The 26,240-nt window shown below is 58.2% G+C and carries 23 protein-coding genes; 15 read left to right on the forward strand and 8 right to left on the reverse strand.

The genetic code is table 11. From position 1 onward, the window contains the following. Positions 1-183: 183 nt before the first annotated feature. The 3 genes from H5P17_RS15250 to H5P17_RS15260 are packed head-to-tail and all read right to left on the reverse strand — an operon-like array spanning position 184 to position 3,181. Entirely contained in the window at positions 184-1,401 is a 1,218-nt protein-coding gene (locus H5P17_RS15250) for an MFS transporter (RefSeq protein WP_182823786.1), read from the reverse strand. Then, complete coding sequence (locus H5P17_RS15255) at positions 1,398-1,652, reverse strand: hypothetical protein (protein WP_182823788.1); 255 nt, start codon at positions 1,650-1,652, stop codon at positions 1,398-1,400. The genes H5P17_RS15250 and H5P17_RS15255 overlap by 4 nt, the downstream gene beginning before the upstream one ends. Then, complete coding sequence (locus H5P17_RS15260) at positions 1,649-3,181, reverse strand: MFS transporter (RefSeq protein ID WP_182823790.1); 1,533 nt, start codon at positions 3,179-3,181, stop codon at positions 1,649-1,651. Before H5P17_RS15260 ends, H5P17_RS15255 begins: the two co-directional genes overlap by 4 nt. A gap of 175 nt (positions 3,182-3,356) precedes the next feature. Between H5P17_RS15260 and H5P17_RS15265 the strand changes: the two genes are divergently transcribed. Beyond that, positions 3,357-4,244: a LysR family transcriptional regulator gene (locus tag H5P17_RS15265; RefSeq protein WP_182823792.1), complete on the forward strand. Its 888-nt coding sequence runs from the start codon at positions 3,357-3,359 to the stop codon at positions 4,242-4,244. A gap of 162 nt (positions 4,245-4,406) precedes the next feature. Here H5P17_RS15265 and htpX read toward each other — a convergent pair whose 3' ends face one another. Continuing rightward, positions 4,407-5,285 (reverse strand): protease HtpX, encoded by an 879-nt coding sequence (gene htpX / locus H5P17_RS15270; RefSeq protein ID WP_182823794.1) that lies wholly within the window; start codon positions 5,283-5,285, stop codon positions 4,407-4,409. A gap of 405 nt (positions 5,286-5,690) precedes the next feature. On the opposite strand from htpX, the gene H5P17_RS15275 reads away from it, so the two are divergent. The 6 genes from H5P17_RS15275 to H5P17_RS15300 are packed head-to-tail and all read left to right on the forward strand — an operon-like array spanning position 5,691 to position 11,549. Next, positions 5,691-6,782, forward strand: a complete 1,092-nt coding sequence (locus H5P17_RS15275) for an ABC transporter substrate-binding protein (protein ID WP_044550373.1) — start codon at positions 5,691-5,693, stop codon at positions 6,780-6,782. A 2-nt stretch (positions 6,783-6,784) separates the two neighbouring features. Further along, positions 6,785-7,843 (forward strand): iron ABC transporter permease, encoded by a 1,059-nt coding sequence (locus H5P17_RS15280; protein WP_182823796.1) that lies wholly within the window; start codon positions 6,785-6,787, stop codon positions 7,841-7,843. After that, the gene (locus tag H5P17_RS15285; protein ID WP_182823798.1) at positions 7,840-8,625 is read left to right on the forward strand and encodes an ABC transporter ATP-binding protein; all 786 of its coding nucleotides are present in this window, start codon (positions 7,840-7,842) and stop codon (positions 8,623-8,625) included. The genes H5P17_RS15280 and H5P17_RS15285 overlap by 4 nt, the downstream gene beginning before the upstream one ends. Next, positions 8,613-9,407 carry a cyclopropane-fatty-acyl-phospholipid synthase family protein gene (locus tag H5P17_RS15290; RefSeq protein WP_182823800.1) on the forward strand — a complete coding sequence of 265 codons (795 nt, stop codon included), beginning with the start codon at positions 8,613-8,615 and terminating at the stop codon, positions 9,405-9,407. The genes H5P17_RS15285 and H5P17_RS15290 overlap by 13 nt, the downstream gene beginning before the upstream one ends. After that, positions 9,400-10,707 (forward strand): opine metallophore biosynthesis dehydrogenase, encoded by a 1,308-nt coding sequence (locus tag H5P17_RS15295; RefSeq protein ID WP_182823802.1) that lies wholly within the window; start codon positions 9,400-9,402, stop codon positions 10,705-10,707. The genes H5P17_RS15290 and H5P17_RS15295 overlap by 8 nt, the downstream gene beginning before the upstream one ends. Next, positions 10,704-11,549, forward strand: coding sequence for a DMT family transporter (locus tag H5P17_RS15300; protein ID WP_044550362.1), 846 nt, complete (start codon positions 10,704-10,706; stop codon positions 11,547-11,549). Before H5P17_RS15295 ends, H5P17_RS15300 begins: the two co-directional genes overlap by 4 nt. 32 nt (positions 11,550-11,581) lie before the next feature. Here the strand turns inward: H5P17_RS15300 and H5P17_RS15305 are convergent, their stop codons facing one another. The 4 genes from H5P17_RS15305 to H5P17_RS15320 all read right to left on the reverse strand — a co-directional run bounded on the left by H5P17_RS15305 (position 11,582) and on the right by H5P17_RS15320 (position 15,425). Continuing rightward, on the reverse strand, positions 11,582-11,965 hold the full coding sequence (locus H5P17_RS15305) for a DUF4260 domain-containing protein (RefSeq protein WP_182823804.1): 384 nt from the start codon (positions 11,963-11,965) through the stop codon (positions 11,582-11,584). Positions 11,966-12,065: 100 nt separating this feature from the next. Beyond that, positions 12,066-14,102, reverse strand: coding sequence for a carboxy terminal-processing peptidase (prc, locus tag H5P17_RS15310; protein WP_182823806.1), 2,037 nt, complete (start codon positions 14,100-14,102; stop codon positions 12,066-12,068). A 19-nt stretch (positions 14,103-14,121) separates the two neighbouring features. Next, positions 14,122-14,832 (reverse strand): RNA chaperone ProQ, encoded by a 711-nt coding sequence (gene proQ, locus H5P17_RS15315; protein WP_020826550.1) that lies wholly within the window; start codon positions 14,830-14,832, stop codon positions 14,122-14,124. Positions 14,833-14,927: 95 nt separating this feature from the next. Further along, positions 14,928-15,425, reverse strand: a complete 498-nt coding sequence (locus H5P17_RS15320; protein ID WP_044550255.1) for a GAF domain-containing protein — start codon at positions 15,423-15,425, stop codon at positions 14,928-14,930. A gap of 245 nt (positions 15,426-15,670) precedes the next feature. Between H5P17_RS15320 and yebS the strand changes: the two genes are divergently transcribed. The 8 genes from yebS (at position 15,671) to H5P17_RS15360 (ending at position 26,230) form a co-directional block, all read left to right on the forward strand. Then, positions 15,671-16,918, forward strand: coding sequence for a membrane integrity lipid transport subunit YebS (yebS, locus tag H5P17_RS15325; protein WP_182823877.1), 1,248 nt, complete (start codon positions 15,671-15,673; stop codon positions 16,916-16,918). Beyond that, positions 16,887-19,517, forward strand: coding sequence for a PqiB family protein (locus H5P17_RS15330; protein ID WP_182823879.1), 2,631 nt, complete (start codon positions 16,887-16,889; stop codon positions 19,515-19,517). Before yebS ends, H5P17_RS15330 begins: the two co-directional genes overlap by 32 nt. Before the next feature lie 103 nt (positions 19,518-19,620). Then, entirely contained in the window at positions 19,621-21,057 is a 1,437-nt protein-coding gene (gene rsmF / locus H5P17_RS15335) for a 16S rRNA (cytosine(1407)-C(5))-methyltransferase RsmF (protein WP_182823808.1), read from the forward strand. 289 nt (positions 21,058-21,346) lie between these two features. Next, positions 21,347-21,886, forward strand: coding sequence for a spore coat U domain-containing protein (locus H5P17_RS15340; RefSeq protein WP_182823809.1), 540 nt, complete (start codon positions 21,347-21,349; stop codon positions 21,884-21,886). 2 nt (positions 21,887-21,888) lie between these two features. Further along, positions 21,889-22,392, forward strand: coding sequence for a spore coat U domain-containing protein (locus H5P17_RS15345; protein ID WP_182823811.1), 504 nt, complete (start codon positions 21,889-21,891; stop codon positions 22,390-22,392). A 5-nt stretch (positions 22,393-22,397) separates the two neighbouring features. Next, positions 22,398-22,946, forward strand: coding sequence for a spore coat U domain-containing protein (locus H5P17_RS15350; RefSeq protein ID WP_044550243.1), 549 nt, complete (start codon positions 22,398-22,400; stop codon positions 22,944-22,946). Between the two features lie 22 nt (positions 22,947-22,968). Beyond that, positions 22,969-23,733 carry a molecular chaperone gene (locus H5P17_RS15355; RefSeq protein ID WP_044550241.1) on the forward strand — a complete coding sequence of 255 codons (765 nt, stop codon included), beginning with the start codon at positions 22,969-22,971 and terminating at the stop codon, positions 23,731-23,733. A gap of 91 nt (positions 23,734-23,824) precedes the next feature. Continuing rightward, positions 23,825-26,230, forward strand: a complete 2,406-nt coding sequence (locus tag H5P17_RS15360; protein WP_182823813.1) for a fimbria/pilus outer membrane usher protein — start codon at positions 23,825-23,827, stop codon at positions 26,228-26,230. Positions 26,231-26,240: the final 10 nt, after the last annotated feature.

Here is a 26,240-nt window from a genome sequence, read left to right on the forward strand (position 1 = left end):
CGTAACGAAGATGACGTTGACGTTTCTTCCTGAGCGTCTTGAGCCATTGCCGGATGCGGGCCGCGAAAAACGGCTCATCAAGGAATAGCCACGCTTCATAGAGAATCAGCAGCGTGGGCGCCGTCGAAAAAGACGCGCGGTTCTTAGGCTACGGCAAGCAACGGAGATGCCGCAGCTCCATCGTCATTCCCTCTTGGAGGGTTGCGTTGTGCGAGGTTCGCCAAGAACCGCCAACGCCTTGAATACGAACAACCCACCCACGCCTGCGATCAGGGCCAGCACGATAGCGAACAGCGTGGCGCCACCCGCCAGCCCAAGCCGGTCGATCAGATAGCCGGCCGCCACCGGCAGCAGCCCCGCCGGGATGTAGCCGCCGATGTTGAGCACTGCATTCGCTTCGGCGCGTCGTCCGTCGGTCACATGCAGGCCAATCAGGGTCAGGCCGCCCAACTGGCCCAGGCCCTGTCCGGCACCCGCCAGCAGCGTCGCCACTACCAGCATCGGTGTGAGCGAGGTATGCGCGGCGATGCCCAGACTCGCCATCGCCAGTACCGTTGCTGTGGTGCTGGCCAGGAAGATCGAGCGTATCGGCCAGTGTCGCACCACGAACTGCACTCCGGTGGCGGTCAGGAACATGGCGCAGGCCATACCGCCGGCGATCATGGGGCTACTCACGTCGAGCAGCCGGGAAAGCAGCGATGGCCCCAGCGCCAGCACGAACGAGGTTGCAGTGATAGCCGGCCCGAAGGTGGCGATGCCACAGGCCAGATGCCGCCGATTGGCGGCGGGCACCTTGGGCAGCCGAAGCTGCAATGGCTGGCCGCTGGATCGAACCGGACGGCCCAAGGGCAGCAAGCAGGCAACGACCAGCGCACTGCCAAGAACGGCCAGCTCGGTGCCGAACACCGGCAGGATCGGATGCGCCCGCGTTTGCGCCAAGCCACCCGCGAGCAGCGGCCCCAGTCCGGCTCCGAACACCATCGACACCGAAGCCAGCAACGCCGCCTGGCGCCTGCGATCTCTACCGCCCAGGTCACCGACTGCCGCCATGCCAGCCGATACCATGACGCCCACTGCGATGCCCGTCAGCAGTCGGGCAATACCCAGAGCCAGCACTGACTGCGCACCGGCGAACAGCAGGCAGGCCGTCAGCGCGGCCAGCAGGCCTGGCAGCAGGATCGGCCTGCGGCCATAGCGGTCGGACAACTGCCCGGCGACCAGCAAGGAGCCCAGCAACCCGGCGATGTAGAGGGCGAAGATCACCGTCAGCATACCGGTGGAGAATCCGAGTTGCTGCTGCCAGTAGACGTACAGCGGCGTCGGTGAGTTTGACAGCATGAACACGGCCGTCACCAGCCATGCCGCGCTCCACATGGGAACCGTCGATGAGCGGCCGGTCATGGCTGGGCCTCTCCGGCATCCTGCATCGCTGCATCGTCCACCCCGACGGGAAAATCCGGCAGCAGGTATTCTGCCAGGACTTCAGCGGAGGGACGCCGCAACAGTTTCAGATTCAACACGACGAGGAGCACCCCTTGCGCCAGTTGCTGCTTCCAAAGGACGATCAGCGCATGCCTGCCAGTACCGGTGTCAAGGAATGGCACGTCGCGCAGCCAGATGGCAGCGAAACCGAGTGCATCAGCCTGGCTCATGCCGCCGCTCCCGAGTCTTCATGGGCACGCGAACGGCCGAGCAAGGCAAACACCAGCAATGCCGTCAGTGCCGACGAGATAGCCAGAACGTACAAAACCCAGCGGAATGCGTGGTCGTAGGTTGCCAACAGCAAGGCGCGTTCACCGGGTACCAGCGCGGACGCCTGCGCCAAATCGCCCAGTGCGGCACGGTTGGCGGCCTCGATCACAACGGTTGGAGCAGCCGCGCCCAAGGTGCCGAGCAACCCAGTCTGGATCAGGAACGCCAACAGCGCACCCGCCACTGCAATGGCGATGCCGTCAGCCGAGACGCGCACGCAGTTGAAGATCCCGGTAGCCATGCCCGCGCGCTCTTTCTCCACCACGCTCACGGCCATGCCGTCCATCAACCCCCAAGGCAGGCCAATGCCGATGCCGATAAGCACCAGCGGCACCACCAACGCGGGACCAGCCCCCCCCGCCAGCACCTGGCCCAGCCAGATCAGCCCGACCGCCACCATCAGCAGCCCGACGCCGGACAACATGCCGGAGGTGAACCAGCGCGACAGCAGCGCGGCAAGGAACGGCACCACCAGCAGCGGCGCAGCCAGAGCAATCATCATTTTCCCCGCATCGAGTGCGCCCAGCCCGTCGATACCGATAAAGCGGCCCGGCAGCATCACGATCAACGTGACGAAAAAGAAGGCCGGCGACGCGCCCAGCACCTGCACGCCGACGAAACGCGCACGGCCGAACAACGATAGGTCAAGCATCGGGCGGGCGACACGCTGCTCGATCCGCACGAAGGCCACGAACAGCACTACCGCCGCCAGCAGCGAGCCTATGACCGTGGCACTATGCCAGCCATCCTCCGGCGCCAGCAGGATGCCGTAGGTGAACAAGGTGAGCGCGGCGGTGAAGCTGATGGCGCCCGGCCAATCCAGGCCGGTGGCCTGCGGGTCGCGGGACTCCGTGGCGCTGGCCCATACCAGCCCGAAGCCAGCTACACCGATCAGCGCCGTCGCCAGAAACACCCAGCGCCAGCCGGCGATTTCCACCAGCCAGCCCGCTGCCAACGGCCCGAAGGCCAGGCCGATTCCGAACGTGGTGCCAAGCAGGCTGAATACCCGCGTGCGGATCGGGCCGTGAAAGGTCTGCGCCAGCGAGGACATGGCGCCGGCAAAGGCGGCTGCGCCACCCAGTCCTTGAGCCAGGCGCAGGCCGTCGATCCAGCCGACCGAGGGTGCCAGCGGAATGGCGAACGTCACCAGCGCAAACAGCGCCAGCCCAACCAGCCACACGCGCTTACGCCCATAGGTGTCGGTCAGACTGCCGGCCGCCATCATGGCGCTACCGTAGGTCAGGATGTAGCCATTAACCACCCAGTTCAATTGCACCGCCGTCCCGCCCAGTTCCTGGCTGATGGACGGCAGCACGACGGCCGGCCCGGTGAAGCACAACGGGATCAGGATGCCGGTGAGGCAGGCGGCCAGCAGTTGCAGCCAGTCGCGGCCGTTAGTGCCGCCAATGGCGGCCGAGGCGTGTGTCATGGAAAAGCTCCGCTAAAGAATCCGTGAAGGGGCAGGCAGGCGTCAAAGCCATGGCTCGAAAGCCAAGGCCGCCGCATCCAACCTGTGCAGCCGCCAGCGTAGGCGTTCGCACGATTAAGAAAAATAGGCTAAGGTTCCGAACATATCGGACAAATATTCTTAAATTGGCGGCGCAATGGATTTCCTCAACGGCATCGAATTCTTCGTGCAGGCGGCCGAAGCCCGCAGCTTTTCTGAGGCTGGGCGGGTGCTCGGCATCTCGTCTTCCGCCGTAGGTAAAAGCGTGGCGCGACTTGAAGAACGGCTGGGGGTGCGCCTGTTCCATCGCAGCACGCGCAGCATTACACTAACGGCCGAAGGCGCTCTGTTCCTCGAGCGTTGCCGTCGTATCCTCTCTGAAGTCGAGGCTGCGGAGCTGGAACTGTCGGAAACCCAGCAGGCGCCCCGAGGCAAGCTGCGCGTGAGCCTGCCGCTGGTCAGCGGCCTGGTCATGCCGGCGCTGACGGCCTTCATGCACCGCTACCCGGCCATCGAGCTGGATGTGGATTTCTCGGATCGGATGGTCGATGTGATCGAGGATGGATTCGATGCCGTCATTCGCACCGGGGAACCGGCGGACTCCCGGCTGATGTCGCGTCCGCTGGGCACCTTTAAGCTGCTGCTGATCGGTGCGCCCCGGTACTTCGCCGCACGCGGCACGCCACGCGTGCCGTCCGACCTGGCGGGCCATTCCTGCCTGCAACACAAGTTCCCTAGCACCGGCAAGTTCGAGCCATGGCCCTTGCGCGTGCCGGAGGGCGAAGCGGAACCTGTCCTTCCGGCCTCAATGGTGTGCAATACCACCGAGGCCCTGGTTCACGTCGCCCGCGATGGCCTCGGGATCGCCTGCCTGCCGGACTTCATGGTGTGCGACGCGATCATGGCGGGCGAGCTGGTGACCGTACTGGACGACTTCAACCAGCATCAGGGCACCTTCCGCATGCTCTGGCCGTCGAGCAAGCACCTGGCACCGAAGCTGCGCGCGTTCATCGACTTCATGGGCGCGGCGCTTTTTAAGTCCTGATGGTTAACCATCGGCTCGGGGGATCGAATCAACCCTACCCGACAAACTGCGTGGCCTGCGCAGGCGTTCGCCTCTGTCTGCTGGTAGGAAAGCTTCTCCATCAGCCCGGCGACGCCTGAAATAAAAAACCCCGGCAAGCCGGGGTTTTTTACGTTCTTTGGGTTACTTCAGGTACTGACCTGAACGCAGCGCTTCGATACGCTTATCGAGCGGCGGGTGAGACATGAAGAGTTCGCTGAACGACTTGGATTTGCCGTTAATGCAAAACGCCATCATGCTGCCCGCTTCCTGCGGTTCATAGCTGGTCTTCAGCCGTTGCAGCGCCGCGATCATCTTCTCGCGGCCCACCAGTTTGGCGGAGCCTGCATCGGCGTAGAACTCACGGTGACGCGAGAACCACATAGTGATGATGCTGGCCAGGATACCGAACACCAGTTCCAATACCATCGACACGGCAAAGTAGATCATCGGGTTGCCGTTACTTTCCCCTTCACCGTCGCGGTTACCCAGGAAGCCGGCGGCGACCTGCGCAATCAGGCGCGAGATAAAGATCACGAAGGTGTTCACGATACCCTGAATCAGCGTCATGGTGACCATGTCACCGTTGGCGACGTGGCTGATTTCGTGGGCGATAACCGCCTCCGCTTCGTCACGGCTCATGCTTTGCAGCAGACCGGTACTGACGGCGACCAATGAAGCGTTACGACGCGCGCCGGTGGCGAAGGCGTTAATGTCCGGTGCGTGATAAATAGCGACCTGCGGCATGGCAATGCCTGCCTGCTGCGACTGACGGCGTACCGTTTCCAGCAGCCAGTTTTCGGTTTCATTACGCGGCTGTTCAATCACTTCCCCGCCAACGGAGCGCAGCGCCATCCATTTGGACATCAGCAGTGAGACAAAAGAACCGCCGAAACCAAACAGCCCGGCCATGATCATCAGGCCCTGAACGCTACTGGATTGGATTCCTGTCAGGCTGAGCACCAGCCCGAAAACCAACATCACCGCCAGGTTGGTGAGCAGGAACAGAGCTATACGCATCATAAAATGTTTACTTCCTCATAAATGTTAACAAAACGCTGCCTCGGATACCCTAGATCGTATGGGCATTCGTCACAGTTTCAAGAGTTGTGCGCCATTAACCTACTAAAAATACGAAACTTTACAAAAACGGCGCTCAAGCAATACCTTTCAAATTGTAAACGATTGTTGCGCAAAGCGGTGAGTTTTTATAGGAATTTTATCTGCGACCCAATACGTTCAACCGAACAAAATTTCGTCCCCTGTGCGGGAAGCAAAATTTACGCCAGCCCCAGCCGGTAGGGCTTTCGACACAAAGCACCGCCATTCTCGCTGACGCCTGGCCTATTCCATACAGACAGAAGGTTTGAATCTTAATTATAATTGTTACAATATAACATAACAATTTAACGTAAAAGGATGTCACTCATGATGTTGCGTATCTTCTGGGGGTTATGCGCGTGGCTATTTCTCTGCCACAACGCGCTGGCCGAGATCCACCTGACGGACGTTGAGGGACGGCAGGTTACGCTGACTGCTCCGGCTCAGCGCGTCTATATCGGTTTTTACTACGAGGATTTCCTGGCGGTTAACGGCCCCGACAGCCTTCAGCAAGTGGTCGCCTTCTCCAAAAGCGACTGGACCTTGCGTACCAGCCAATGGCCCCGCTATTTATCAGCCCTGCCTCGGCTCGGCGAGCTGGTAGATGTCGGTTCACTCTACAACCAGAGCTTTGATTTTGAGCGCCTGCTGACCACCCGACCAGACTTGTTGATCCTGGCAAAATGGCAACTTGAAGGATTCTCGAACTACTTGCCGGTGCTGCAACAGCTTGGCATCCCCTACATCGTTATCGATTTCAATCAAGGTGAAGAGGTCAAATTCACCAGCATTCGGGCGATGGGCCAGGCATTGGGTCATGCCGAGCGAGCCGAACGGCTGGTCAGCGCTTACCGCCAGAGTCTGGAAGACACTCAAAAACGCATCCGCCAGGCCAATCTAACACCGCCGACCACCTATATTGAGCTCGGAGACAAAGGCCCCGGAGAGTACAGCAGCAGCTATGGGGCTTCGGTCTGGGGACCGTTGCTGCAATTGGCCGGCGCCGACAACATCGCCGCCGGTGTGGTCACCAGTCCTTCTCCTCTGCGATCTGAGTATGTGTTGTCCAAGCGGCCCGAAGTCATTTTCCTCGCCGGCGGCGACTGGGCTAATATGCCCAATGCGGTGACGATGGGCTTTGGCGTTGCGCCGGCTCAGGTGCAGCAACGCCTGACACAATATGCCCATCGGCCGGGTTGGTCGCAGTTGCCGGCGGTCAAAAACCAGCGTATTTACGCGCTTTATCATGGGGGTGCACGCACACTCTATGACGCCATCTTTGTGCAATTCCTGGCGAAGGCACTCTATCCTTCCGCGTTTGAGGATGTCGATCCGCAGCTAAATCTGCAGCGTTTCTATCAGGAGTATTTGCCGATAGCCGCAGAGGGCGTCTTTCTGCTGCACTGGCAGGGGGAATAACCATGTCCTCCCTTTCTCCCGCTATCGTCCCGGGGCAACAACTGTTACGGCAGTTGTTGCTGCGCCGCTGGCTGCTGACCCTGGCACTGATCGGCGCGCTGTTGGCCGCTGTTCTTATCGATTTGGTCATCGGCGCCGCTGACCTAACCCCGTTCGACGTCCTGCGGCTGTTTTTACCCTCTTCGCAACCACAAGACGCGTTGCATCAAGTCATTTTCTGGTCCATTCGACTGCCGATGACCCTGACCGCCGTGGTGGTCGGTGCCAGCCTGGCGCTGGCGGGCCTGCTGATGCAAACCGTGCTGGCCAACCCGCTCGCCAGCCCCTATACGTTGGGCATTTCTGCGGCGGCCGGGTTTGGCGCCGCGCTGTCGATCCTCACCGGCTTCAGCATAGGCGGCACTCTGGCGCTGGGAACGCCGATATTGGCCTCGTTGATGGCATTGCTGGCCTGTATCCCAATCTACCTGATGGGAAAGCGGCAGGGCATGACGCCGCAGATCCTGGTGCTAAGCGGTATCGTGGTGCTGTTCTTCTTCCAGTCGCTGCAATCCTTGATGCTGTTTCTTGCTTCCCCCGAGGCCATGCAGCAAATCGTGTTCTGGCTTTTCGGCAGCCTGTTGAAAGCCACCCTGCACGGCGTACTGATAACCAGCTGTGTGTTGGGCTGCGCGCTGGCGATCTGCCTGCAGCAGGCCTGGCGACTCACTGCCCTTTCCGCCGGTGAAGAGCAGGCGCAGGGGTTGGGGATTAACGTGGGAGCCTTGCGCAAGCTGATCTTTTTGCTGGCCACGCTGCTGACCGCCGCCTCGGTGTCGTTCGTCGGCACCATAGGTTTTGTCGGACTGGTGGCTCCCCACTTCGCCCGCCTGCTGGTAGGCGAAGACCAACGCTATCTGATCTGCATTTCCGCCCTGTGTGGCAGCCTGCTGCTGGTGTGTGCCTCGATCATCTCCAAGCTGATCCTGCCCAATGGCGTAGTGCCGATCGGTATCATCATTGCGCTGATCGGCGTGCCGGTACTGTTCTACTTTGTCACCAAACAGGTAAAACGCCCATGACGCAGCTGACTCTCACCGGCCTCGGCGTCAGGCTGCACGGGCGCCAACTGCTCAGCGATATTTCCGTGACCTGGCCCGCTGCACAGCTCAGCGGCATTATTGGCCCCAACGGCGCCGGAAAATCCACGTTGTTAAAGGCCATTAACCACATGCTGCCGGCCAGCGGAAAAGTTGAATATCGGCAACAAGCGCTAAACCCGAAAACGACGCCGGTCGCCTACGTTCCGCAGCTCAACCGAAGCGATTCCGCATTGACCGTCTTTGAAATGGTGTTGCTCGGCAAGGTACGGCAGCTGCGTTGGCGCGTCAGCGCTGCCCAGGCAGAGGCGGTTGAACAGGCCCTCGCGGAATGCGGTATCGCCGATCTCGCCGCCCAGCCATTCAACCGGCTCAGCGGCGGTCAACGGCAGTTGGTCATGCTGGCGCAGGCTTTCGTCTCGCGCCCGCAGATCATTCTGCTGGACGAACCCACCAGCGCCCTGGACATCAGCCACCAGCTGCGCGTGTTGCACAAAATTGCCGATTACAGCCAACGCCATCAGTGCACCACGCTGATGGTTATTCACGATCTGGGCCTGGCCCTGCGATTTTGCCAGACGCTCACCCTGATACAAGCCGGCCGCGTCGCCTGTCATGGCGCGGCACAACAGATGATGGAACATCCGATGATGTCCCAGGCATTCGGCGTGGGTATTGAAAGCGGCGTGAGCCCTCTGGGCTATCGCTATCTGCTGCCAACCCAACTGCTGCCCACTCATGGAGAAAACACATGTACACCCTGATGAAAGCGGAAGCGCTGGCGCAACTGGCCGGGTTACAACAGGAAATCAGCAGGCTACATCAGTTCGCCCGGCAGGATCAGACGCATTTTAGCCTGCTGGAATGTCGATTCAGCCGTTTGCAGGCGTTCAATCATCAGCCGCAACTACAGCCTTATCGGCCACGATTGGAGAGTGACGAAGCTGTCACGGCACAAATCGCCCAGCTGCGCGATGTCGCCAATGCCGCGTTGTGCGACTACGAAAAGCATCGGGTATGCGCCTTGTGCAGCCAACCGGCACAATCCAATGCCTATCTGAGCAGCTTTGATCTGGCCCTCCAGGTGGAGATTGCTCAGGCCGGCATAAAACCCGGTGAACAGGTGTTGCTGGTCGGCAGCGGCGCCTTGCCGACCACCGCAGTGACGCTGGTCACCAAACTGGCCGCCACCGTCTTTTGCTACGACTGCGATCCCGCCGCACAACAACTGGCGCGGCGTTTGATTCGCCATCTCGGCCTCGAACAGCAGATTCAGTGTATCGACAGCCTCGAGGTGCTGGGGCACCGCGTTGACCACATCATTGTCGCGTCACTGGTAGCGGATAAGCAGACGCTCCTGCCCCAACTGAGCCGTTGCCTGGCTAAAGACGGCAAACTGCTGATGCGCTACGGCAACGGCCTTAAATCGATTTTCAACTGCCCTTACCACCATCAGATTGCCGGGACTCACTGGCGCGCAGTCGGCAAACCGGTCACCACCCCGCTTTATGACCTCATGATCCTGGAGTCCCACCGCCATGAATAATATTTTCTCAACCCTGATTTTAGGCGCCGGGCCGGCGGCATTTCAATTGGCTGCCGACATCAAAGCTGCAGGCCACGCCAGCATCGGGCTCTATAACCGCCCCAGCATCAAAGGCGAGCGTCTGCGTCTGCATCTGGCGCAGACGCCTGACCTGCTGGTAGAGGCCACCGGAAAAGCGCAGAAAACCCAGGGGAAATGTCGGGTGCATATCGACAGCTATATCGACAACCTGAGCCAGGCTGGGGGCAATTGGCAACGGCTGGTACTCGCTGTCCCGGCCGATCAGTATTACGACGTGCTGAAACAGGTGCCCTGGGGAGCGCTACCGCAGCTGCATTCGGTGGTTTTGCTATCGCCGTCCATCGGTTCCGGGCTGATGGTGCAAAGCCTGCTAACCGCCGCGGGCTACCCTTCTGTGGATATCATCAGCCTGTCGAGTTATTACGCTGACACCAAGTACCATGATGCGGCAACCCCCTACAGCGTCTATACCAAAGCCTTTAAACAGCGTGTCTATGTCGCCGCAACGGGCGCACAGCATGGCTTCAGCGAACTCGAATGGCTGACATCCGTGTTGTCGCGCCACAATATCGCGACCCTTCGCTGCCGTAATCTGCTCGAGGCCGAGCGCTTTAGCATCACCAACTATGTCCATCCTCCGCTGGCGCTGGCCGACACCACGCTGCAGGTGATTTTTCAACCGCAACAGCGCGCACAGTATCTGTATAAAACCCAACCCGAAGGGCCGATTTGCCCCGGCGTCATCGCCGACATGCTCGGCCTGGCAGAAGACTATAAAAAACTGCTCAACCGGCTGGGCGTTGACGAGATCAATCTGCTGCGCTTTCTGAATGACGACAATTACCCGGTCCCCGCCAGCATGGTAAATCGCCGCTGGATAGACGAATTCCCGCAGCTTGCTCCTCTGGAACAACAGTACGCGCTGTTTGTCCGCTACACCGCCCTGCTGGTTGATCCCTATTCCGAACCCGACGCACACGGGCGGTTTTACGACTTTTCAGCCGTGAGGGTCGCCGGCGTATTCCAGGATGCGAACGGGTTATGGCATTTGCCGCGAGTGCCCCTTGAGGACGTGCATAAACTGCGTACTCTGGGGCTGCTGGCCGATCATCTTGGCGTGGCCATGCCAACCGCCCAACGGCTATTGGTGCGTTTCCAACAGGCGCTACAGGCATTTATTGACCAGGTCGGTACCGAGCATTGCCATAGCTCATTACTGGGCGACCATTGCGCCATGCAGGCGCAAATCACTTATCAGCAATGGCAGGAACAGCAATGAACCGGGGCGCACTATTGGCGATTTTCGCTTCATTGATTTTTAGCATCATGAATGCGCTGGTCAAAACCATCGCCGATGAGATCCCCACCGGCGAGATCGTGTTCTTTCGCAGCAGCATTGGCTGTCTTTTGATAGCGCTGTTGATGTACCGACACGGCGTCAGCTTTAGTCGCCAAGATCGGCCCCTGTTGGTTTTGCGCGGGACCATGGGGGCGCTGTATCTGATCTGCTATTTTTACAGCATTGCTCATCTGACGTTGGCCGACGCCAGCATGCTGGCCTATTTATCGCCGTTTTTTTCAATCCTGCTGTCACTGCTGGTGCTTCGCGAACGGGTCAGCTTAAGTACCGCCTTCTGGCTGACGCTGGTGGTGGTTGGCGCAATCTTGCTGATCAGACCGTGGAATTTCTCCACCTATACTCTGGCGTCGCTGGTTGGGGTCATGAGTGCGGTCTTTGCTGCCATTGCCTATTTGTCTGTCAATAAACTCAGTCAACGGCACCACAACTTTGAGATCGTGTTCTATTTCCTGTTTATCGCAACGCTGATCTCCATCCCGCTGATGTGGAGAGAGTTTGTTTGGCCCAATGGCTATCAGCTCGCAATACTGATTGCCATTGCGCTGGTGTCATTGCTGGGGCAGGTCGTCTTAACCCAGGCTTTCTCTTCAGATAACCTGATTGTGGTGTCGGTGGTGCGCTACATTGGCATCGTTTTCAATATCGCCTGGGGCTGGCTGTTCTGGCATGAGGTACCGCTACTGCTGTCGATGCTGGGTTGCTTGCTGGTGGTGGTGTCCTGTATTCAACTGGGCTTACGCAACCGCAAGAAGGCGGTCTGAACACCGGCCTCACACTTCGTGGGGCCGGTATTTCAACGCTGTGGTTTACGTCCCAGCCTGCCCAGATGGGTATCGGCAAAGCCGCTAACGTATTTCAGTCCGTAACCCAAGGTGCGGTCAAAGCCGATATGCGCGCCCCAAATCAACGCCGCCATCAACCAGTGTGGCTGTTGGGTTCCTGCAAATACCAGGCCGCACAACGCCGGTCCAATATAAGAGTGAGCGATGTTATAGCCGATGGCCCCCGCTTTTTTACCCAATGCATAGGCCAGAAAAGAGATGTCGGGGATCAGGAAACAGGCGGCAAACAGCCCCCAGCTGTAGTGTTGTCCGTGGTATATCACCACGGACAGTATCAACACCAGCACGGCTTCAAAACGAAGTACGCCGCGCATTGGGGAGCTTAAGTCGCTCATCGTGACCTCACAAAACGTTTAATTTCGACTCGGGGCCCTGGCCGCGCCCATTAAAAAACGCACCCGAAGGTGCGCTTTTCTTTTTTGATGCTCGCCGACGTTACTTCGCCGCCGCTGGCTGCGCCTGTTCGAGGTGCGCCAGATCCAGAGCGATATGCACGGTTTCATCCAGGTATGGGTCGGGCTCCTGGTAATCCTTCGGCAGATCCTCCAGCTTCTTCAACGGCTTTTTACCGGCGCGCTGCAGGCGGTCATTAATGCGCTGCAGACGGGTAGCGTCATCATCGTGGTTCTCTTTCTCGCGCTGGGCAAGATTGAGTGAAACGATGTTGCGCTTGTCCTTCAGAGCCTTGTAATGCGCGATATCCTGCGCGATATACTGGAACTCAGGATCCTTGGCGATACGCTGCTCGTGATCTTTCAGCAATTCAGGATCGAAAGGCTTCAGATCGCCGGTTTTGGTGTAGGTCGCGGCGTTGATGCTGTCCCACGGCATCGCGTTATCTTCAAAGGCTTCACCGGTTTCCGCCGGATCGATGCCGCTCGGCATCAGAATATCCGGGGTTACGCCTTTACGCTGGGTACTGCCGCCATTCACGCGGTAAAACTTCTGAATGGTGTATTGCACCGAGCCCAACGCCGGCCATTCCGGACGCAGCATCTGATCGTAAATGCGGTTCAGCGAGCGGTACTGCTGCACGGTCCCTTTACCGAAGGTCGGTTCACCGACGATCAGCGCGCGGCCGTAGTCCTGCATCGCGGCAGCAAAGATCTCGGAAGCCGAGGCGCTGAAGCGGTCAACCAGCACCACCAGCGGCCCTTTGTAGTAGGTCACGCCGTCGGTATCCGCGTCTTCACGCACTTTGCCGTTATTGTCACGCACCTGCACCACCGGGCCGCTCGGAATGAACAGACCGGACAGCGACACCGCTTCGGTCAGCGCGCCGCCGCCGTTGGTACGCAGGTCGATGATCAGGCTCTTGACGTTCTGCTTGGCCATCTTCTGCAACTGAACTTTCACATCGTCGGTCAGGCCAACGTAGAAGCCAGGAATGTCCATCACCGCGACTTTCTCTTTGCCGACGGTCTTGATGGTCATTTTCACCGCGCGATCTTCCAGACGAATGCGCTCGCGGGTCAGCGTCACCACACGGGTTTTGGTGCCCTTGCCTGCAGGCAGGATATCCAGGCGCACTTTGCTGCCCTTCGGCCCTTTGATCAACGAAACCACATCGTCCAGACGCCAGCCGATGACATCAACCATAGGTTTGCCCGCCTGGCCAACGCCGACAATGCGGTCACCCACGGTGATCGCCTTGCTCTTCGCCGCCGGGCCGCCCGGCACCATGGAGTTGATCAGGGTGTAATCGTCATCCATCTGCAATACCGCACCGATGCCTTCCAGCGACAGGCTCATTTCGGTGTTGAACTGTTCGGTATTGCGCGGGGACAGGTAATTGGTGTGCGGGTCGATTTCATGCGCAAAGGCATTCATCGCCAGTTGGAATACGTCTTCGCTGTTGCTTTGCGTCAGGCGCTTGATAGCGAACTGGTAGCGTTTGGTCAGCGTTTCGCGAATTTCTTTATCGGTCTTGCCGGTCAGCTTGAGGTTCAACTCGTCATATTTGACTTTGGCATCCCACAGACTGTCCAGTTCGGCCTTGTCTTTCGGCCACGGCGTTTTGCTGCGGTCGAGATCGATAGTGTCGTTGCCGGTGAAGCTCATTGGCTTTTCCAGCAGCGACAAGGCATAGGTGTAACGCTCAAAACGGCGTTTTTGGGCCAGATTGTACAGCGCGTATGGCGTATCCAGCTTACCGCTTTTCAGCTCTTCGCCAAGCTGGTTGCGCTTGTCGGCGAATTGCGCCACGTCGGAGGCCAGCAACACGTTATGGTTGTAGTCCAGCATATTCAGGTAACGATCGAAGATCTTGCCTGAAAAGTCCGCATCGAGCGCAAACTGGCGGTAATGAGAGCGAGTGAAGCGCGAAGTTACGCGCTCACTCACCGTTGCATGTTGCGGTTCCTGCTTAAGCTGGGGCAGTTGATCGATGCGGATGTTGGCTGTGTCCGCTCCGTAACTGACGCCCGCCCACAACAGACCCGCGACTGCTGTTAATCTGACAAATTTGTTCATGCCTTGGTTGGCCTCCGTATCAGAACTGCAAGTGTTCTGCGCGCACAATCATCGCCAGACCGGAAGAGAGCTGCACACGTACGCCATCTTTAGCGATTTCGAGTACGGTAGCATCCATCGCGCTCTTGCCTGCTCTGACTTTGATTTCTTGGCCAATTTGCAGTTTAGAGATATCCGTGACTGGCACATGGCGCTGCTGGCTTTCCTCTTTGACTTCACGAGGTTGGCGAGCGGGCTGTGGGCGAGTTTGTGGGCGCGGCTTGCGGTTCTCCGGTGCGGCTCCGCCTTCGCGACGTGCAGCAGGTTTTTTACCGGCTGGACGTGGACGACGCGGTTGCGCATCGGCTGATTCGCCGGCAGCTTCACGTTTTTTGGCGTTTTGTTCGGCACGCTGTGCCTGAACGCGCGCTTTCGCTTCTTCAAGCTGTTGGCGGGCATGATCGACATGCTGCTGTTCGAGTTCACCGCACGGGTTGCCGTCTAAATCGACGCGCTGTGCGCCAACTTTGACGCCGTACAGGTAACGCCAGCTAGAGGTGTACAGGCGCAGGGCAGAACGCAATTGCGTTTTGCTGAGGTTCTCTTCCCCTTGAACACGCTCGACCAGATCCTGAAAAATACCGATTTTCAACGGGCGAGCTTCGCCCTCGGCGCTAAAGCAGAGCGGAAAACGCTCGGCAAGAAAAGCAATGACTTCTTTACTAGAGTTCAACTTAGGTTGATTTTCCATGAAATTTCCTGATTACAACGGGTTTGCCAACCAGCGCAGGCATGAACAGGCGTCATTATAATGACGCCATCGGTAAATGCCACGTTAACCGTAGATCAACTTGCTGCCACAGTGACATATTTCGCACTATCACACTGTTCCAGCTGCGCACAAAGCCCCGCCACCACTGCTTCCAGGCCCCTTTCATCCTGTTCGTCGAAACGTTGATAAACTGTGCTGTCGATATCGAGAACGCCGATAATCTGACCGCCTACGTTCAGCGGCAGCACAATTTCTGCATTACTGGCCGCGTCACAGGCGATATGACCCGGGAACGCGTGGACATCGCCAACGCGCTGCACGCGGTTTTCCGCCACCGCGGTACCGCACACGCCCTTACCTACCGGAATGCGCACGCAGGCGATTTTCCCCTGAAACGGCCCGAGCACCAATTGGGTGCCTTCCATCAGGTAGAAACCGGCCCAGTTGACGTCGTCGAGACGCTCGTTGATCAACGCACTGGCGTTGGACAACGCGGCGATAAAGTTGGTTTCCCCGTCAAGCAGCGCGCACAGATCGCGTTTTAATTCCGCGTAGAATTGTTCTTTTGTCATGTGTTAACCATTAATACCGTGAAGATGGCCAGAAGCCCAAGTCTTAAGCCCTATAAAATAAGCATTAAATGCCTATAGCCACAAGGTTAATCATCTGTTGCTTCACAAAACCCTACCGGGCAAGGTATGTTTGCCGGTCAGAAACCCTGTTTTGCCGCCCGGCGCTTGACCTTATAAGGCACGGACAGATTTATTTTTCAGCTACGCTAACAGTTGCGGCGAGCTTTAGGGCAGCTTTTGTCATGATGAAAATACACGCGATCACCGGCCCACTTTCCAAAGCACGCCACCAGCGCTGTTGCGAATGCGACCTGCTGTTTGTGCTGCCGCCGCTGAGCGCCAAACAGGCGGCCTACTGCCCGCGTTGTGATGCCAAGGTGGTCAGCGGACGCGACTGGTCGATGACCCGCCTGACCGCCATGGCGGTCACCATGCTGCTGCTGATGCCCTTTGCCTTCAGCGAACCGCTGATCAGCATCCGTTTGCTGGGGGTTCGCATCGACGCCAGCCTGCTCGAGGGCATCTGGCAGATGAGCCGCCAGGGCGATCCTATCACCGCCAGCATGGTGGCGTTCTGCACCATTGGCGCTCCACTGACGTTGGCGCTGTCGCTTTTGTACCTGCGTTTCGGCCATGCGCTGGGCATGAACCTGCGCCCGGTGCTGCTGATGCTGGAACGGCTAAAAGAGTGGGTCATGCTCGATATTTATCTGATTGGCATGGCCGTGGCGACCATCAAGGTCAAAGAGTACGCCGATATCCAGGCCGGCAGCGCATTGATAGCCTACCTGTCGCTCACCCTGCTCAGCATCCTGACGCTGATCCACGTTAATCTGGAACAGCTGTGGGAACGCTACTATCCGCAAGAGCAGCCGGAAGGCCCGCCGACGGCGTTGCACATCTGCCTGTCGTGCCACTTCACCGGTTATCCCGACGAGCGCGGACGCTGCCCGCGCTGCCATGTGCCCATGTGCCACCGCCAGCCCTACAGCCTGCAAAAAACCTGGGCGGCGCTGATTGCGGCGATGATTTTGCTGATCCCGGCCAACCTGCTGCCGATATCGATTATTTACGCCAACGGCGCGCGGATGGAAGACACCATCTTTTCTGGGGTGGTCTCGCTGGCAACCTCAGGCAACGCGCCGATCGCCGCCATCGTCTTCATCGCCAGCGTGCTGGTGCCCTTTACCAAAGTCATTGTGCTGATCACCTTGCTGTTCAGCATTCACTTCAAGACCTCGCACAGCCTGAAAACGCGGATCCGCCTGCTGCGGCTGGTGACCTGGATCGGCCGCTGGTCGATGCTCGACTTATTCGTTATTGCACTGATGATGTCGCTGGTGAACCGCGACCAGTTGTTATCTTTTACTATGGGACCGGCAGCCTTTTACTTTGGGTCTGCGGTTATTTTAACTATTCTTGCCGTAGAGTGGCTGGATAGCCGATTGATTTGGGATGCACATGCAACAGGAAACGCCGAGTACACCGACTGAAGCGCGGGTCAAAAACAAGCGCCGCATTTCGCCGTTCTGGTTACTGCCATTTATAGCCCTGCTGATTGCGGGGTGGCTGGTCTATAGCAATTTCCAGGAACGCGGCACCACGGTGACCATTGATTTTCAGTCTGCGGCAGGCATCGTCGCCGGCCGTACCCCCGTGCGCTATCAAGGGGTAGAAGTCGGCACCGTACAAAGCATCAGCCTGAGCAAGGATCTGCGCAGCATCGTGGTCGAAGTCAGCATCAAGAGCGATTTGGAAGACTCGCTGCGCGACGGCACCCAGTTTTGGCTGGTCACGCCAAAAGCCTCATTGGCGGGCGTATCCGGTCTCGATGCTCTGGTCGGCGGTAACTATATAGGCATGATGCCGGGCAGCGGGCAGCCGCAAACCCACTTCACCGCCCTTGATACCCAACCCAAATACCGGTTGAATACCGGCGAGCTGATGATTCACCTGCACGCCGACGATCTGGGCTCGCTCAATACCGGCTCGCTGGTTTATTACCGCAAAATTCCGGTAGGCAAAGTGTATGACTACACCATCTCCGAAGGGAATAAAGGCGTTACTATCGATGTGCTGATCGATCGCCGCTTTGCCAACCTGGTGAAGAGCAGCAGCCGTTTTTGGAACGTTTCCGGCTTTAAGGGCGATTTCAGCCTGTCGGGCGCCTCGGTGCAGATGGAAAGCCTGGCCGCGCTGGTTAACGGCGCCATCGCCTTTGACTCACCGCTCGACGGCCTGCAGGCCAAGGCCGATCAAAGCTACACCCTCTACCCGGATCTGGCGCACAGCCAGCGCGGCGTCAATATTACGCTCGATCTGCCCAGCGGTAACAGCCTGAGTGAAAATCACACGCCGCTGATTTACCAGGGGCTGCAGGTGGGAACCCTGACCAAGCTGACGCTGGAACAAGACAGCAAGGTCACCGGCGAGCTGACTATCGATCCGTCGGTGGTGGATTTAATGCGCAGCGGTACGCGGATCGTCATGCGTAGTCCGCGTCTTAGCCTGAACGATGCCAAACTCAGCCAGTTGCTGACCGGCAATACGCTGGAGCTGGTGCCGGGCGAAGGCGAGCCACAGCAGCATTTCAACGTGCTGGACAGCAGCGAAACCCTGCTGCAACAGCCGGGCGTGCTGACCGTAACGCTTAACGCGCCGCAAAGCTACGGCATCGACGTCGGCCAACCCTTGGTGGTTCACGGCGTCAAAGTCGGCCAGATAATGAGCCGCGCATTGACCGACAGCGGCGTGGTGTTCACCGCCGCCGTTGAAGCCCAATATCGTCGCCTGCTGCATAAAGACAGCAAGTTCGTGGTCAACAGCCGCGTCGACGTCAAGCTGGGGCTGGACGGCATGGAAGTGCTGGGTGCCAGCGCACAGGAATGGCTGGACGGCGGCGTACGCATCATTCCCGGCAGCAAAGGCGATCCTGTCGGCCAGTACCCACTGTATGGCAACAGCGAAAAAGCCGAAGCCGGCATCGTCGGCAACAACCCAACGCCTACCCTGACGCTGAACGCCGTTAGCCTGCCGGACGTACAGGCCGGATCGGTGGTGCTGTACCGTAAATTCCAGGTGGGTGAAATTGTTAACGTGCGGCCGAAAGCCAACGAGTTTGAGGTCGATGTCTATATCAGCCCGGAATACCGCAAGCTGCTGACCAGCGAAAGTATCTTCTGGGCCGAAGGCGGTGCCAAAGTACAGTTGAACGGTAACGGCCTGACGGTACAAGCCTCCCCGCTTAACCGCGCGTTGAAAGGCGCCATCAGTTTCGACAACCTGCAGGGCGTGACGCTGGACAAAGGCGCCAAACGCGTACTGTACGCCACGGAAACCGCGGCCCGTGCAGTGGGTAGCCAGATCATCCTGAAAACCTACGACGCCAGCAAACTGTCACCGGGTATGCCGCTGCGCTACCTCGGTATCGATATCGGTCAGGTGGATTCGTTGAAGCTGGCGCCAGAGCGGAATGAAGTGTTGGCCAAGGCGGTGCTGTATCCGGAATACGTCCAGACCTTCGCACGCCTGGGCAGTCGATTCTCGATTGTCTCGCCGGAGATTTCCGCCGCTGGGGTCAGTAATCTCGACACCCTGTTGCAGCCTTATATCAACGTAGAACCCGGTCGCGGCCGTGAACTGCGCAGTTTTGAGCTGCAGGAAGCCAGCATCACCGACTCGCGCTATCTGGACGGTCTGAGCGTGATCCTTGACGCGGCCGAAACCGGCTCGCTGCAGATTGGTACCCCGGTGCTGTTCCGCGGCGTGGAAGTGGGCACCGTCACCGGTTTCTATCTGGGGGCCATGTCCGATCGCATCCACGTGGCGCTGCGCATCAGCAAGAAATATCAATATCTGGTTCGCAACAACAGCGTGTTCTGGCAAGCCTCCGGCTATAACCTGCAGTTCGGCCTGACCGGCGGCGTGATCAAGAGCGGCACCTTCCAGCAGTTCATTCGCGGCGGCATTGCTTTCGCCACCCCGCCAAGTATTCCGCTGGCGCCTAAGGCCACGCCGCACAAGCACTTTATGCTGAATGCGGAGGAACCTAAGGACTGGAGAGACTGGGGCACCGCCATCCCTAAAGAGTAAGTTTCTTGCCTTCTCAGGGGCTCAGCAATGCTGGGCCCCTACTGTTTCCCTCTTTGTGGTAAACTTCCGCCCTTATTTTGACAGCTGCCAGAGAGCTCACCCCGTGGCCAAACCTGCCTCCGTTTATTTGCCGCCCGCCTTTCTCGACGCGACGCGCACCATCATGCCCGCCGACCTGTCGATGGACGATTTTATTGCCGCCTGCCAACGCCCGCTGCGCCGCAGTTTGCGAGTCAATACGCTGAAGATCAGCGTTGCCGACTTTTTGACGCTGGTGCAGGATTACGACTGGCAGTTGGAGCCGATCCCCTGGTGTGCGGAAGGCTTTTGGATCGAACGCAAGGACGAGGAGCTGCGGCTGGGTAGCGCGGCGGAACACTTGAGCGGCCTGTTTTATATTCAGGAAGCCAGCTCGATGCTGCCGGTCAGCGCACTGTTCGCCGCAGGGGAAACGCCGCGTCGGGTGCTGGACGTTGCCGCCGCACCGGGCTCCAAAACCACTCAGATTGCGGCCTTGATGAACAATCAGGGCGGTATTGTGGCGAACGAATACTCCGCCAGCCGGGTCAAGGTGCTGCATGCCAACATCAGCCGCTGTGGCGTTAAAAACACGGCCCTGACCCACTTTGATGGGCGGGTATTCGGCGCCGCACTACCGGAAAGCTTCGATGCCATCCTGCTGGATGCGCCCTGCTCCGGCGAAGGCGTAGTACGCAAAGATCCGGACGCCATGAGCAACTGGTCGCCTGAAAGCGTAGTCTCCATCGCCGAGACTCAGCGCGAGCTGATCGACAGCGCCTTCCATGCCCTGGCGCCGGGCGGCGTCATGGTCTACTCCACCTGCACGCTTAACGCGCAGGAAAATCAGCAGATCGTCAATGGGTTGCTGGCGACCTATGGCGACGCGGTCAGTATCGAGCCATTGGGTGAACTGTTCCCAGGAGCAAAACGAGCCCTGACCGCCGAAGGCTTCCTGCACGTGTTCCCGCAGATCTACGACAGCGAAGGTTTCTTCGTGGCCCGCCTGCGCAAACATCACTCCGTGCCCGCATTGGCGAAACCAAGCTATAAGCTGGGCAAATTCCCGTTCGCGCCGCTTTCCGCCAAGGACTCTGCTGAAATAGCCCAGGCCGCCGCTGCTTCCGGGTTGGTCTGGGATGAAACCAGCCGCCTGTGGGCGCGCGATAAAGAGATTTGGCTGTTCCCCGCCGAGCTGGAAACGTTAGTCAACAAAGTACGTTTTTCCCGCATTGGGCTGAAACTGGCCGAACGCTTCACCAAAGGCTATCGCTGGCAGCACGAAGCTGTCATCGCGCTGGCGGCTGCCGACGGCAAGCAATGCTTTGAACTGGATGCCGCACTGGCGCAGGAGTGGTACCACGGTCGCGACCTTTACCCGGACGTGCCGCCGCTGACCGATGAATGCATTGTGACCTATCAGCAGCAACCGTTGGGGATCGCCAAACGGATCGGCAGCCGGATGAAAAACAACCTGCCACGTGAACTGGTTCGCGACGGCGCGTTGGATTTTCATCAGTAATTCCAACAATTGACGCAATACTGGCCGGGAAACGCTCGGCCAATTAATGCTTCTAATAATATTCCGACTGGGGAATATTATTATTCTAATCATTTGCCCCTTTCAGCATTATCGCCTTTCATTCGCAAACATTCCGACGCCTTTCAAAAATAAAGATAATTTTTTGTTTCTGACCAAGACAATTCAGCATTCTTATTCTATTAATTAAACTGTAAATAAATTAATGCGTTTAACCCGATTCCGGGCGGCGCTTTTGTGGGGTTCTCCCTTACACAGCAAGGAAACTAATATGAAAAAAACTCTGATGGCATTGACCTCGGTAGCCACCTTGCTGTGCGCAAGTGGCGCAGCCAACGCAGCAGGCACTATTCAGGGCAACCTGGGGGTAACCTTAACCATCGGCGCCGGTTGCGTGGTCGGCGGCGGAAACAGCGCAGGTAGCGTCAACGACTTTGGCGCCATTAGCTTCGGGACTTACTCTTCCCTGTCCAACATTATTGACGCCAGCGCAACCGGTTCCGGCGGTGCAGGTACCCTGTCACTGACCTGTACCACAGGCACCGCCTACACCGTGGCGTTGAACAACGGTCTGCACGTGGGTGCCGGTAACCAGCGCCAAATGGCCAGCACGGCGGGTGCGTTGATCAAGTACAACCTCTATCAGGATCAGGCCCGCGCTACCGCATGGTCAAGCGGTGCCAATGCCCTGACCGGTACCGGTACCGGCGCAGCGGTTCCATTAATTGTCTATGGTCGCGTCCCGGCGGCAGCCACCACGCCAGATCCTGATACCTACAACGATACCGTGACGATGACGGTAACCTGGTAACAGTGCGGCAGGCCCTTTTTGTTTGTGGGTTGCTGACGCTGAGCCTGGCGGTGAATGCCGATAGCAAAACCGCCACCATCGGCGTCAGCGCCACCTTGTTGAATGCCTGTGAAGCAGGCAGCAACTCGGGCGGCAATGTCAGCTTTGGTTCGCTGGACTTTGGTACGGTCTATTTCCTCACGACCAACGTCAGCATAGCCGGACAACAAAACGCGGGCGCCATTCGTGTCAAATGCAACAACGGCACCAGTTACAACGTCTTGCTGGGCGGTGGGCAAAGCGGTAACACCGCGGCCCGTTACCTGAAAAGTGCCGCTGGCCAACAGGTGAACTACAACCTGTATACCAACAGTGCCCACAGCACCATTTGGGATAACCTGACCGGGGTATCCCAAACCGCCAACGGTCAGGATAACTGGTTACCGGTGTATGGCATGATCCCGGTGCAATCCACTCCGCCGATCGGCAGCTACACCGACACCGTGCAGGTCACCATCAATTGGTAAGGGTAATGCGTATTTTAAGCGGTGGTTTACTGCTCTGGATGATAACGCCGCCGGTACTGGGCGACACGGGTGTCAACGATCAGCAAAAAACCCAGGCGCTTACCGTCAACGCGACGGTAGTGAAAGGCTGTATTTTGGGCAGCGGCAGCAGCGATGTCACCACTTTCGGAAACCTCAATTTTGGACAGATCTCCTCGTTAGCCAGCAATATCAGCATAGTTTCCAGTTCGGGGGCCGGCTCCGTGCTGTTTCGCTGCAATCCTGGCCTGAGCGTCACGCTGGCGCTTGGCATCGGCAACAACGTCACCGGTTCTATCTCCGCCGGGCGCAAATTGAAAAATACCCAGACCCCCGAGACCCTGATTTACCAGCTCTACCAGGACAGTAATTATTCCACTATTTGGGGCGATGGCAGTAACGGCGGCACCACAGAGATCGTCGCTGCGACCGGTAGCACCCAGGAAATAAAAGTTTATGCCCGTCTGTTCTCGACCAGTACCCTGCCCACCAGTGGCACATACAGCGATACGGTCTTACTGACGGTCACTTATTAGTATTTTGAATAAGGATTTAGCCATGCGCATACCCTTCCGACTGCCACTGACGGCAGCACTGCTGATTGTCGGCCAACAACAGGCACTGGCCGCCGCGTCGATCCTGATTTGGCCCATCGATCCAGTGATTGAAGATCAACAACCCGCGACGGCGCTGTGGTTGGAAAATCGGGACAGCAAGCCTGTCTATATGCAAGTGCGCGTGCTCGGCTGGAAACAGACCGGCGGCAAAGACGACTACAGCAACCAAAGCGAAGTGATCGCCAGCCCACCCGTTGCCTCAATTGCACCAGGTAAACGCCAACTGATCCGGCTGGTTAAACAAACCCCACCGCCCGCCGGGCAGGAGCGCGCCTACCGTATTCTGATTGATGAAGTCCCGGTAAAAGATTCAGGCAGTCAGTCCGCGCCAGAAGGTGCGCAGATGGGGCTGAAATTCCAGATGCGTTATTCAGTGCCTTTGTTTGTCAGCGGAAAAGGCGTCTGGACCAAGCAAGATTCAGAAAAACCGCGCGATTACGCCACCGCCAACCAGCCGCAGCTCAGCTATCGCCTGTTGCAACAGAGCAGCCAGCGTTGGCTGGAGGTACGCAACCAGGGCATCGTACATGCACGCATATCCAAAGTGACGATGCAGGGAAAGACGCTTAATGCCGGTCTGATGGGGTATGTGTTGCCCGGCTCGCAGATGCGTTTTGCACTGCCTGCGTCGGGAAGTTTCAGCAGTGGTCAACTGCAAGCCACGGTTAACGATAACAAGCAGCCGATAACCTTAACTGCTTATTGAGCTTGATGTGCCGTTAACCAGGATGCCGTCCCCCAGGCGTAACGGGTTCGGGCTGAAGCCGTTAGCATTCGCCGTACTTTGCGCAGTGGCCATGCCGTGGCTACCGTACGCTTGCGCCGATGATTTGCCGCCGCCGCCCAGCGCCATCAATATGCCGGATACTACTCTGTATCTGGAGCCGGTGGTCAATGGTCGTCAGACCGGAAAAGTGGTGCCGGTGACCTACCGCGGTGGCCACTATTACCTCACACCGCAGCAGTTGCTCGACGCCGGTCTGCCGGTAGCGGATAAACAGGCGCAAGAAATCGCAGTCGACCAATTAGAAAAAGTGGACGTCACCTACAGCGGTGAAACCCAACAGTTGATGATCAACGTGCCCAACGACTGGCTCCCCAAGCAGAAATTCAACGCTCAGAATCCACTGGATCGCCTGCCGGCGCAGAGCAGCCTCGGCCTGCTGTTCAATTACGATCTTTACGCCAGCCAAAGCAGCGCCAACGGCCAGCCGGGTTACCTTTCTGCCTGGACTGAACAACGGCTGTTCGATGGCTTTGGCGTGGTGTCCAACACCGGTATTTTCCGCAGCAGCTTTAACACCTCCGCCAACGCTGATCAGGACAACCGCTATATCCGCTACGACAGTCAGTGGCGCTACAATGATGATGACCGCCTGCTTAGCTATACCGCCGGCGATCTCGCCACCGGAGCCCTGACCTGGAGCAGTTCGGTACGTATCGGCGGCGCCCAGTTGGCGCGTAATTTTGCCTCCCGGCCAGACTTGATAACCTATCCGCTACCGCAGTTTTCTGGTCAGGCGGCACTGCCCAGCAGCGTCGATCTGTATATCAACAGCTATAAAAACAGCAGCACCAGCGTTAACCCCGGTCCTTTCACCCTGGATACCGTGCCCTACATTAACGGCGCGGGCCAGGCCACCGTCGTCACCACCGATGCACTGGGCCGACAGGTCAGTACCGTGGTGCCGTTTTATGTCGCCAGTAATCTGTTGCAGGCCGGCATGAGTGACTTCAGCCTGTCCGCCGGTGCTCTGCGGCGCAATTATGGCATCAGCTCCGGTGATTACGGCCAGTGGGTGACCAGTGGCAGCGGACGTTACGGCGTCACTGATTGGTTAACTCTGGAAGGTCGTGCCGAAGGCGCAGCGGAATTGGCGGTGGGTGGTGCAGGCGCGAATGTTCGCCTTGGTCAATGGGGCGTTTTCAATGCCTCGTACAGCTACAGTCAGGCCAGCGATAATGCCTTTAACGATTATCACCCCTCACAACAACCCAACTACTACGATCCGCTGACCGGTCAACCTATCCCTCAGCCCGATCCACAGCCGGTTTATCAATACAGCACCAACCATGGCGATCAAAGCAGCATCGGTTACACCTACAGCAACCGCTATTACAGTCTGAATGCTCAGCGCATCCTGCGCAGCGCCGGTTTCGGTGATATTTCGGTGTATAAAAGCGACTATCGTCTGAGCCGCCGCACCGATCAGCTGACCGGCAGTATCGGTCTGAACCGATTCGGTAGCATTGGCGCCGGCTATTTCGATGTGCGTGACGCCATTGGCCAACGCACCCGTCTGGTCAACTTCTCCTACAGCATCTCGCTGTGGCGCAATACCAGTCTGTATGCGTCAGTAAACCGTGAAATCGGCAGCAGCGGCTACAGCGCCCAACTGCAACTGTCCATTCCCTTCGACAGTTGGGGTACCACCAGCGTCAGCGCCTCTCGTGACAACAACAATCGCTGGAACCAGCGCGTCAGCTACAGCCGCGCCGCACCGACCGACGGTGGTTTGGGCTGGAACCTGGCCTATGCAGATGGACAGAGCAGCAACAGCTATAGCCAGGCCGATATCACCTGGCGTACCCGCCTGCTCGAAGCCCGCGGGGGGATGTACGGTAACAGCAATGATTATACCCGTTGGGGCGAAGTGAGCGGCTCGCTGGTGGCGATGAAAGGCGATCTGTATGCCACCAATACCATCAATGACGCCTTCGCCCTGATCTCTACCGAGGGCTACCCGGACATCCCGGTCCGCTATGAAAATCAGTTAATCGGGGTGACCAACGCCAAAGGCTATTTACTGGTGCCAACCGTCACTTCCTATTACCACGCCAAATTCCAAATCGATCCGCTCAACCTGCCTGCGGACGTGGCGGTTCCCACGGTAGAGAAAACCGTGGCGATCCGCGATCACAGCGGTTTTCTGGTCGATTTTCCCATCCAGCACATTTCTGCCGCCGACGTCAAACTGGTCGACGCCCAGGGCAAACCACTGGCTAATGGCAGTGAAGTGGCCGTAATCGGCAGCAAACAGCAAAGCTACGTCGGCTGGGATGGCATGGTCTATGTGGAACCGGTGCAATTGCAAAACCGGCTGAGCGTGATCCCGGCAGACGGCAGTGCCCCTTGTCAGGCGCAATTCAACCTGACGAAAACCCAGGGTATTCAAAGTATCGGGCCGATCGTTTGCCAGTAACTCATTATGG

This window comes from Serratia sp. OS31, from assembly GCF_014164835.1.
GTDB classification, from domain to species: Bacteria; Pseudomonadota; Gammaproteobacteria; order Enterobacterales; family Enterobacteriaceae; genus Serratia; species Serratia liquefaciens_A.

Excerpts from the sequence above, each read along its gene's own strand:
- H5P17_RS15250 (WP_182823786.1), bottom strand. The coding sequence starts at position 1,401 with ATGACCGGCCGCTCATCGACGGTTCCCATGTGGAGCGCGGCATGGCTG.
- H5P17_RS15255 (WP_182823788.1), bottom strand. The coding sequence starts at position 1,652 with ATGAGCCAGGCTGATGCACTCGGTTTCGCTGCCATCTGGCTGCGCGAC.
- H5P17_RS15260 (WP_182823790.1), bottom strand. The coding sequence starts at position 3,181 with ATGACACACGCCTCGGCCGCCATTGGCGGCACTAACGGCCGCGACTGG.
- H5P17_RS15265 (WP_182823792.1), top strand. The coding sequence starts at position 3,357 with ATGGATTTCCTCAACGGCATCGAATTCTTCGTGCAGGCGGCCGAAGCC.
- htpX (WP_182823794.1), bottom strand. The coding sequence starts at position 5,285 with ATGATGCGTATAGCTCTGTTCCTGCTCACCAACCTGGCGGTGATGTTG.
- H5P17_RS15275 (WP_044550373.1), top strand. The coding sequence starts at position 5,691 with ATGATGTTGCGTATCTTCTGGGGGTTATGCGCGTGGCTATTTCTCTGC.
- H5P17_RS15280 (WP_182823796.1), top strand. The coding sequence starts at position 6,785 with ATGTCCTCCCTTTCTCCCGCTATCGTCCCGGGGCAACAACTGTTACGG.
- H5P17_RS15285 (WP_182823798.1), top strand. The coding sequence starts at position 7,840 with ATGACGCAGCTGACTCTCACCGGCCTCGGCGTCAGGCTGCACGGGCGC.
- H5P17_RS15290 (WP_182823800.1), top strand. The coding sequence starts at position 8,613 with ATGTACACCCTGATGAAAGCGGAAGCGCTGGCGCAACTGGCCGGGTTA.
- H5P17_RS15295 (WP_182823802.1), top strand. The coding sequence starts at position 9,400 with ATGAATAATATTTTCTCAACCCTGATTTTAGGCGCCGGGCCGGCGGCA.
- H5P17_RS15300 (WP_044550362.1), top strand. The coding sequence starts at position 10,704 with ATGAACCGGGGCGCACTATTGGCGATTTTCGCTTCATTGATTTTTAGC.
- H5P17_RS15305 (WP_182823804.1), bottom strand. The coding sequence starts at position 11,965 with ATGAGCGACTTAAGCTCCCCAATGCGCGGCGTACTTCGTTTTGAAGCC.
- prc (WP_182823806.1), bottom strand. The coding sequence starts at position 14,102 with ATGAACAAATTTGTCAGATTAACAGCAGTCGCGGGTCTGTTGTGGGCG.
- proQ (WP_020826550.1), bottom strand. The coding sequence starts at position 14,832 with ATGGAAAATCAACCTAAGTTGAACTCTAGTAAAGAAGTCATTGCTTTT.
- H5P17_RS15320 (WP_044550255.1), bottom strand. The coding sequence starts at position 15,425 with ATGACAAAAGAACAATTCTACGCGGAATTAAAACGCGATCTGTGCGCG.
- yebS (WP_182823877.1), top strand. The coding sequence starts at position 15,671 with ATGAAAATACACGCGATCACCGGCCCACTTTCCAAAGCACGCCACCAG.
- H5P17_RS15330 (WP_182823879.1), top strand. The coding sequence starts at position 16,887 with ATGCAACAGGAAACGCCGAGTACACCGACTGAAGCGCGGGTCAAAAAC.
- H5P17_RS15340 (WP_182823809.1), top strand. The coding sequence starts at position 21,347 with ATGAAAAAAACTCTGATGGCATTGACCTCGGTAGCCACCTTGCTGTGC.
- H5P17_RS15350 (WP_044550243.1), top strand. The coding sequence starts at position 22,398 with ATGCGTATTTTAAGCGGTGGTTTACTGCTCTGGATGATAACGCCGCCG.
- H5P17_RS15355 (WP_044550241.1), top strand. The coding sequence starts at position 22,969 with ATGCGCATACCCTTCCGACTGCCACTGACGGCAGCACTGCTGATTGTC.
- H5P17_RS15360 (WP_182823813.1), top strand. The coding sequence starts at position 23,825 with ATGCCGTGGCTACCGTACGCTTGCGCCGATGATTTGCCGCCGCCGCCC.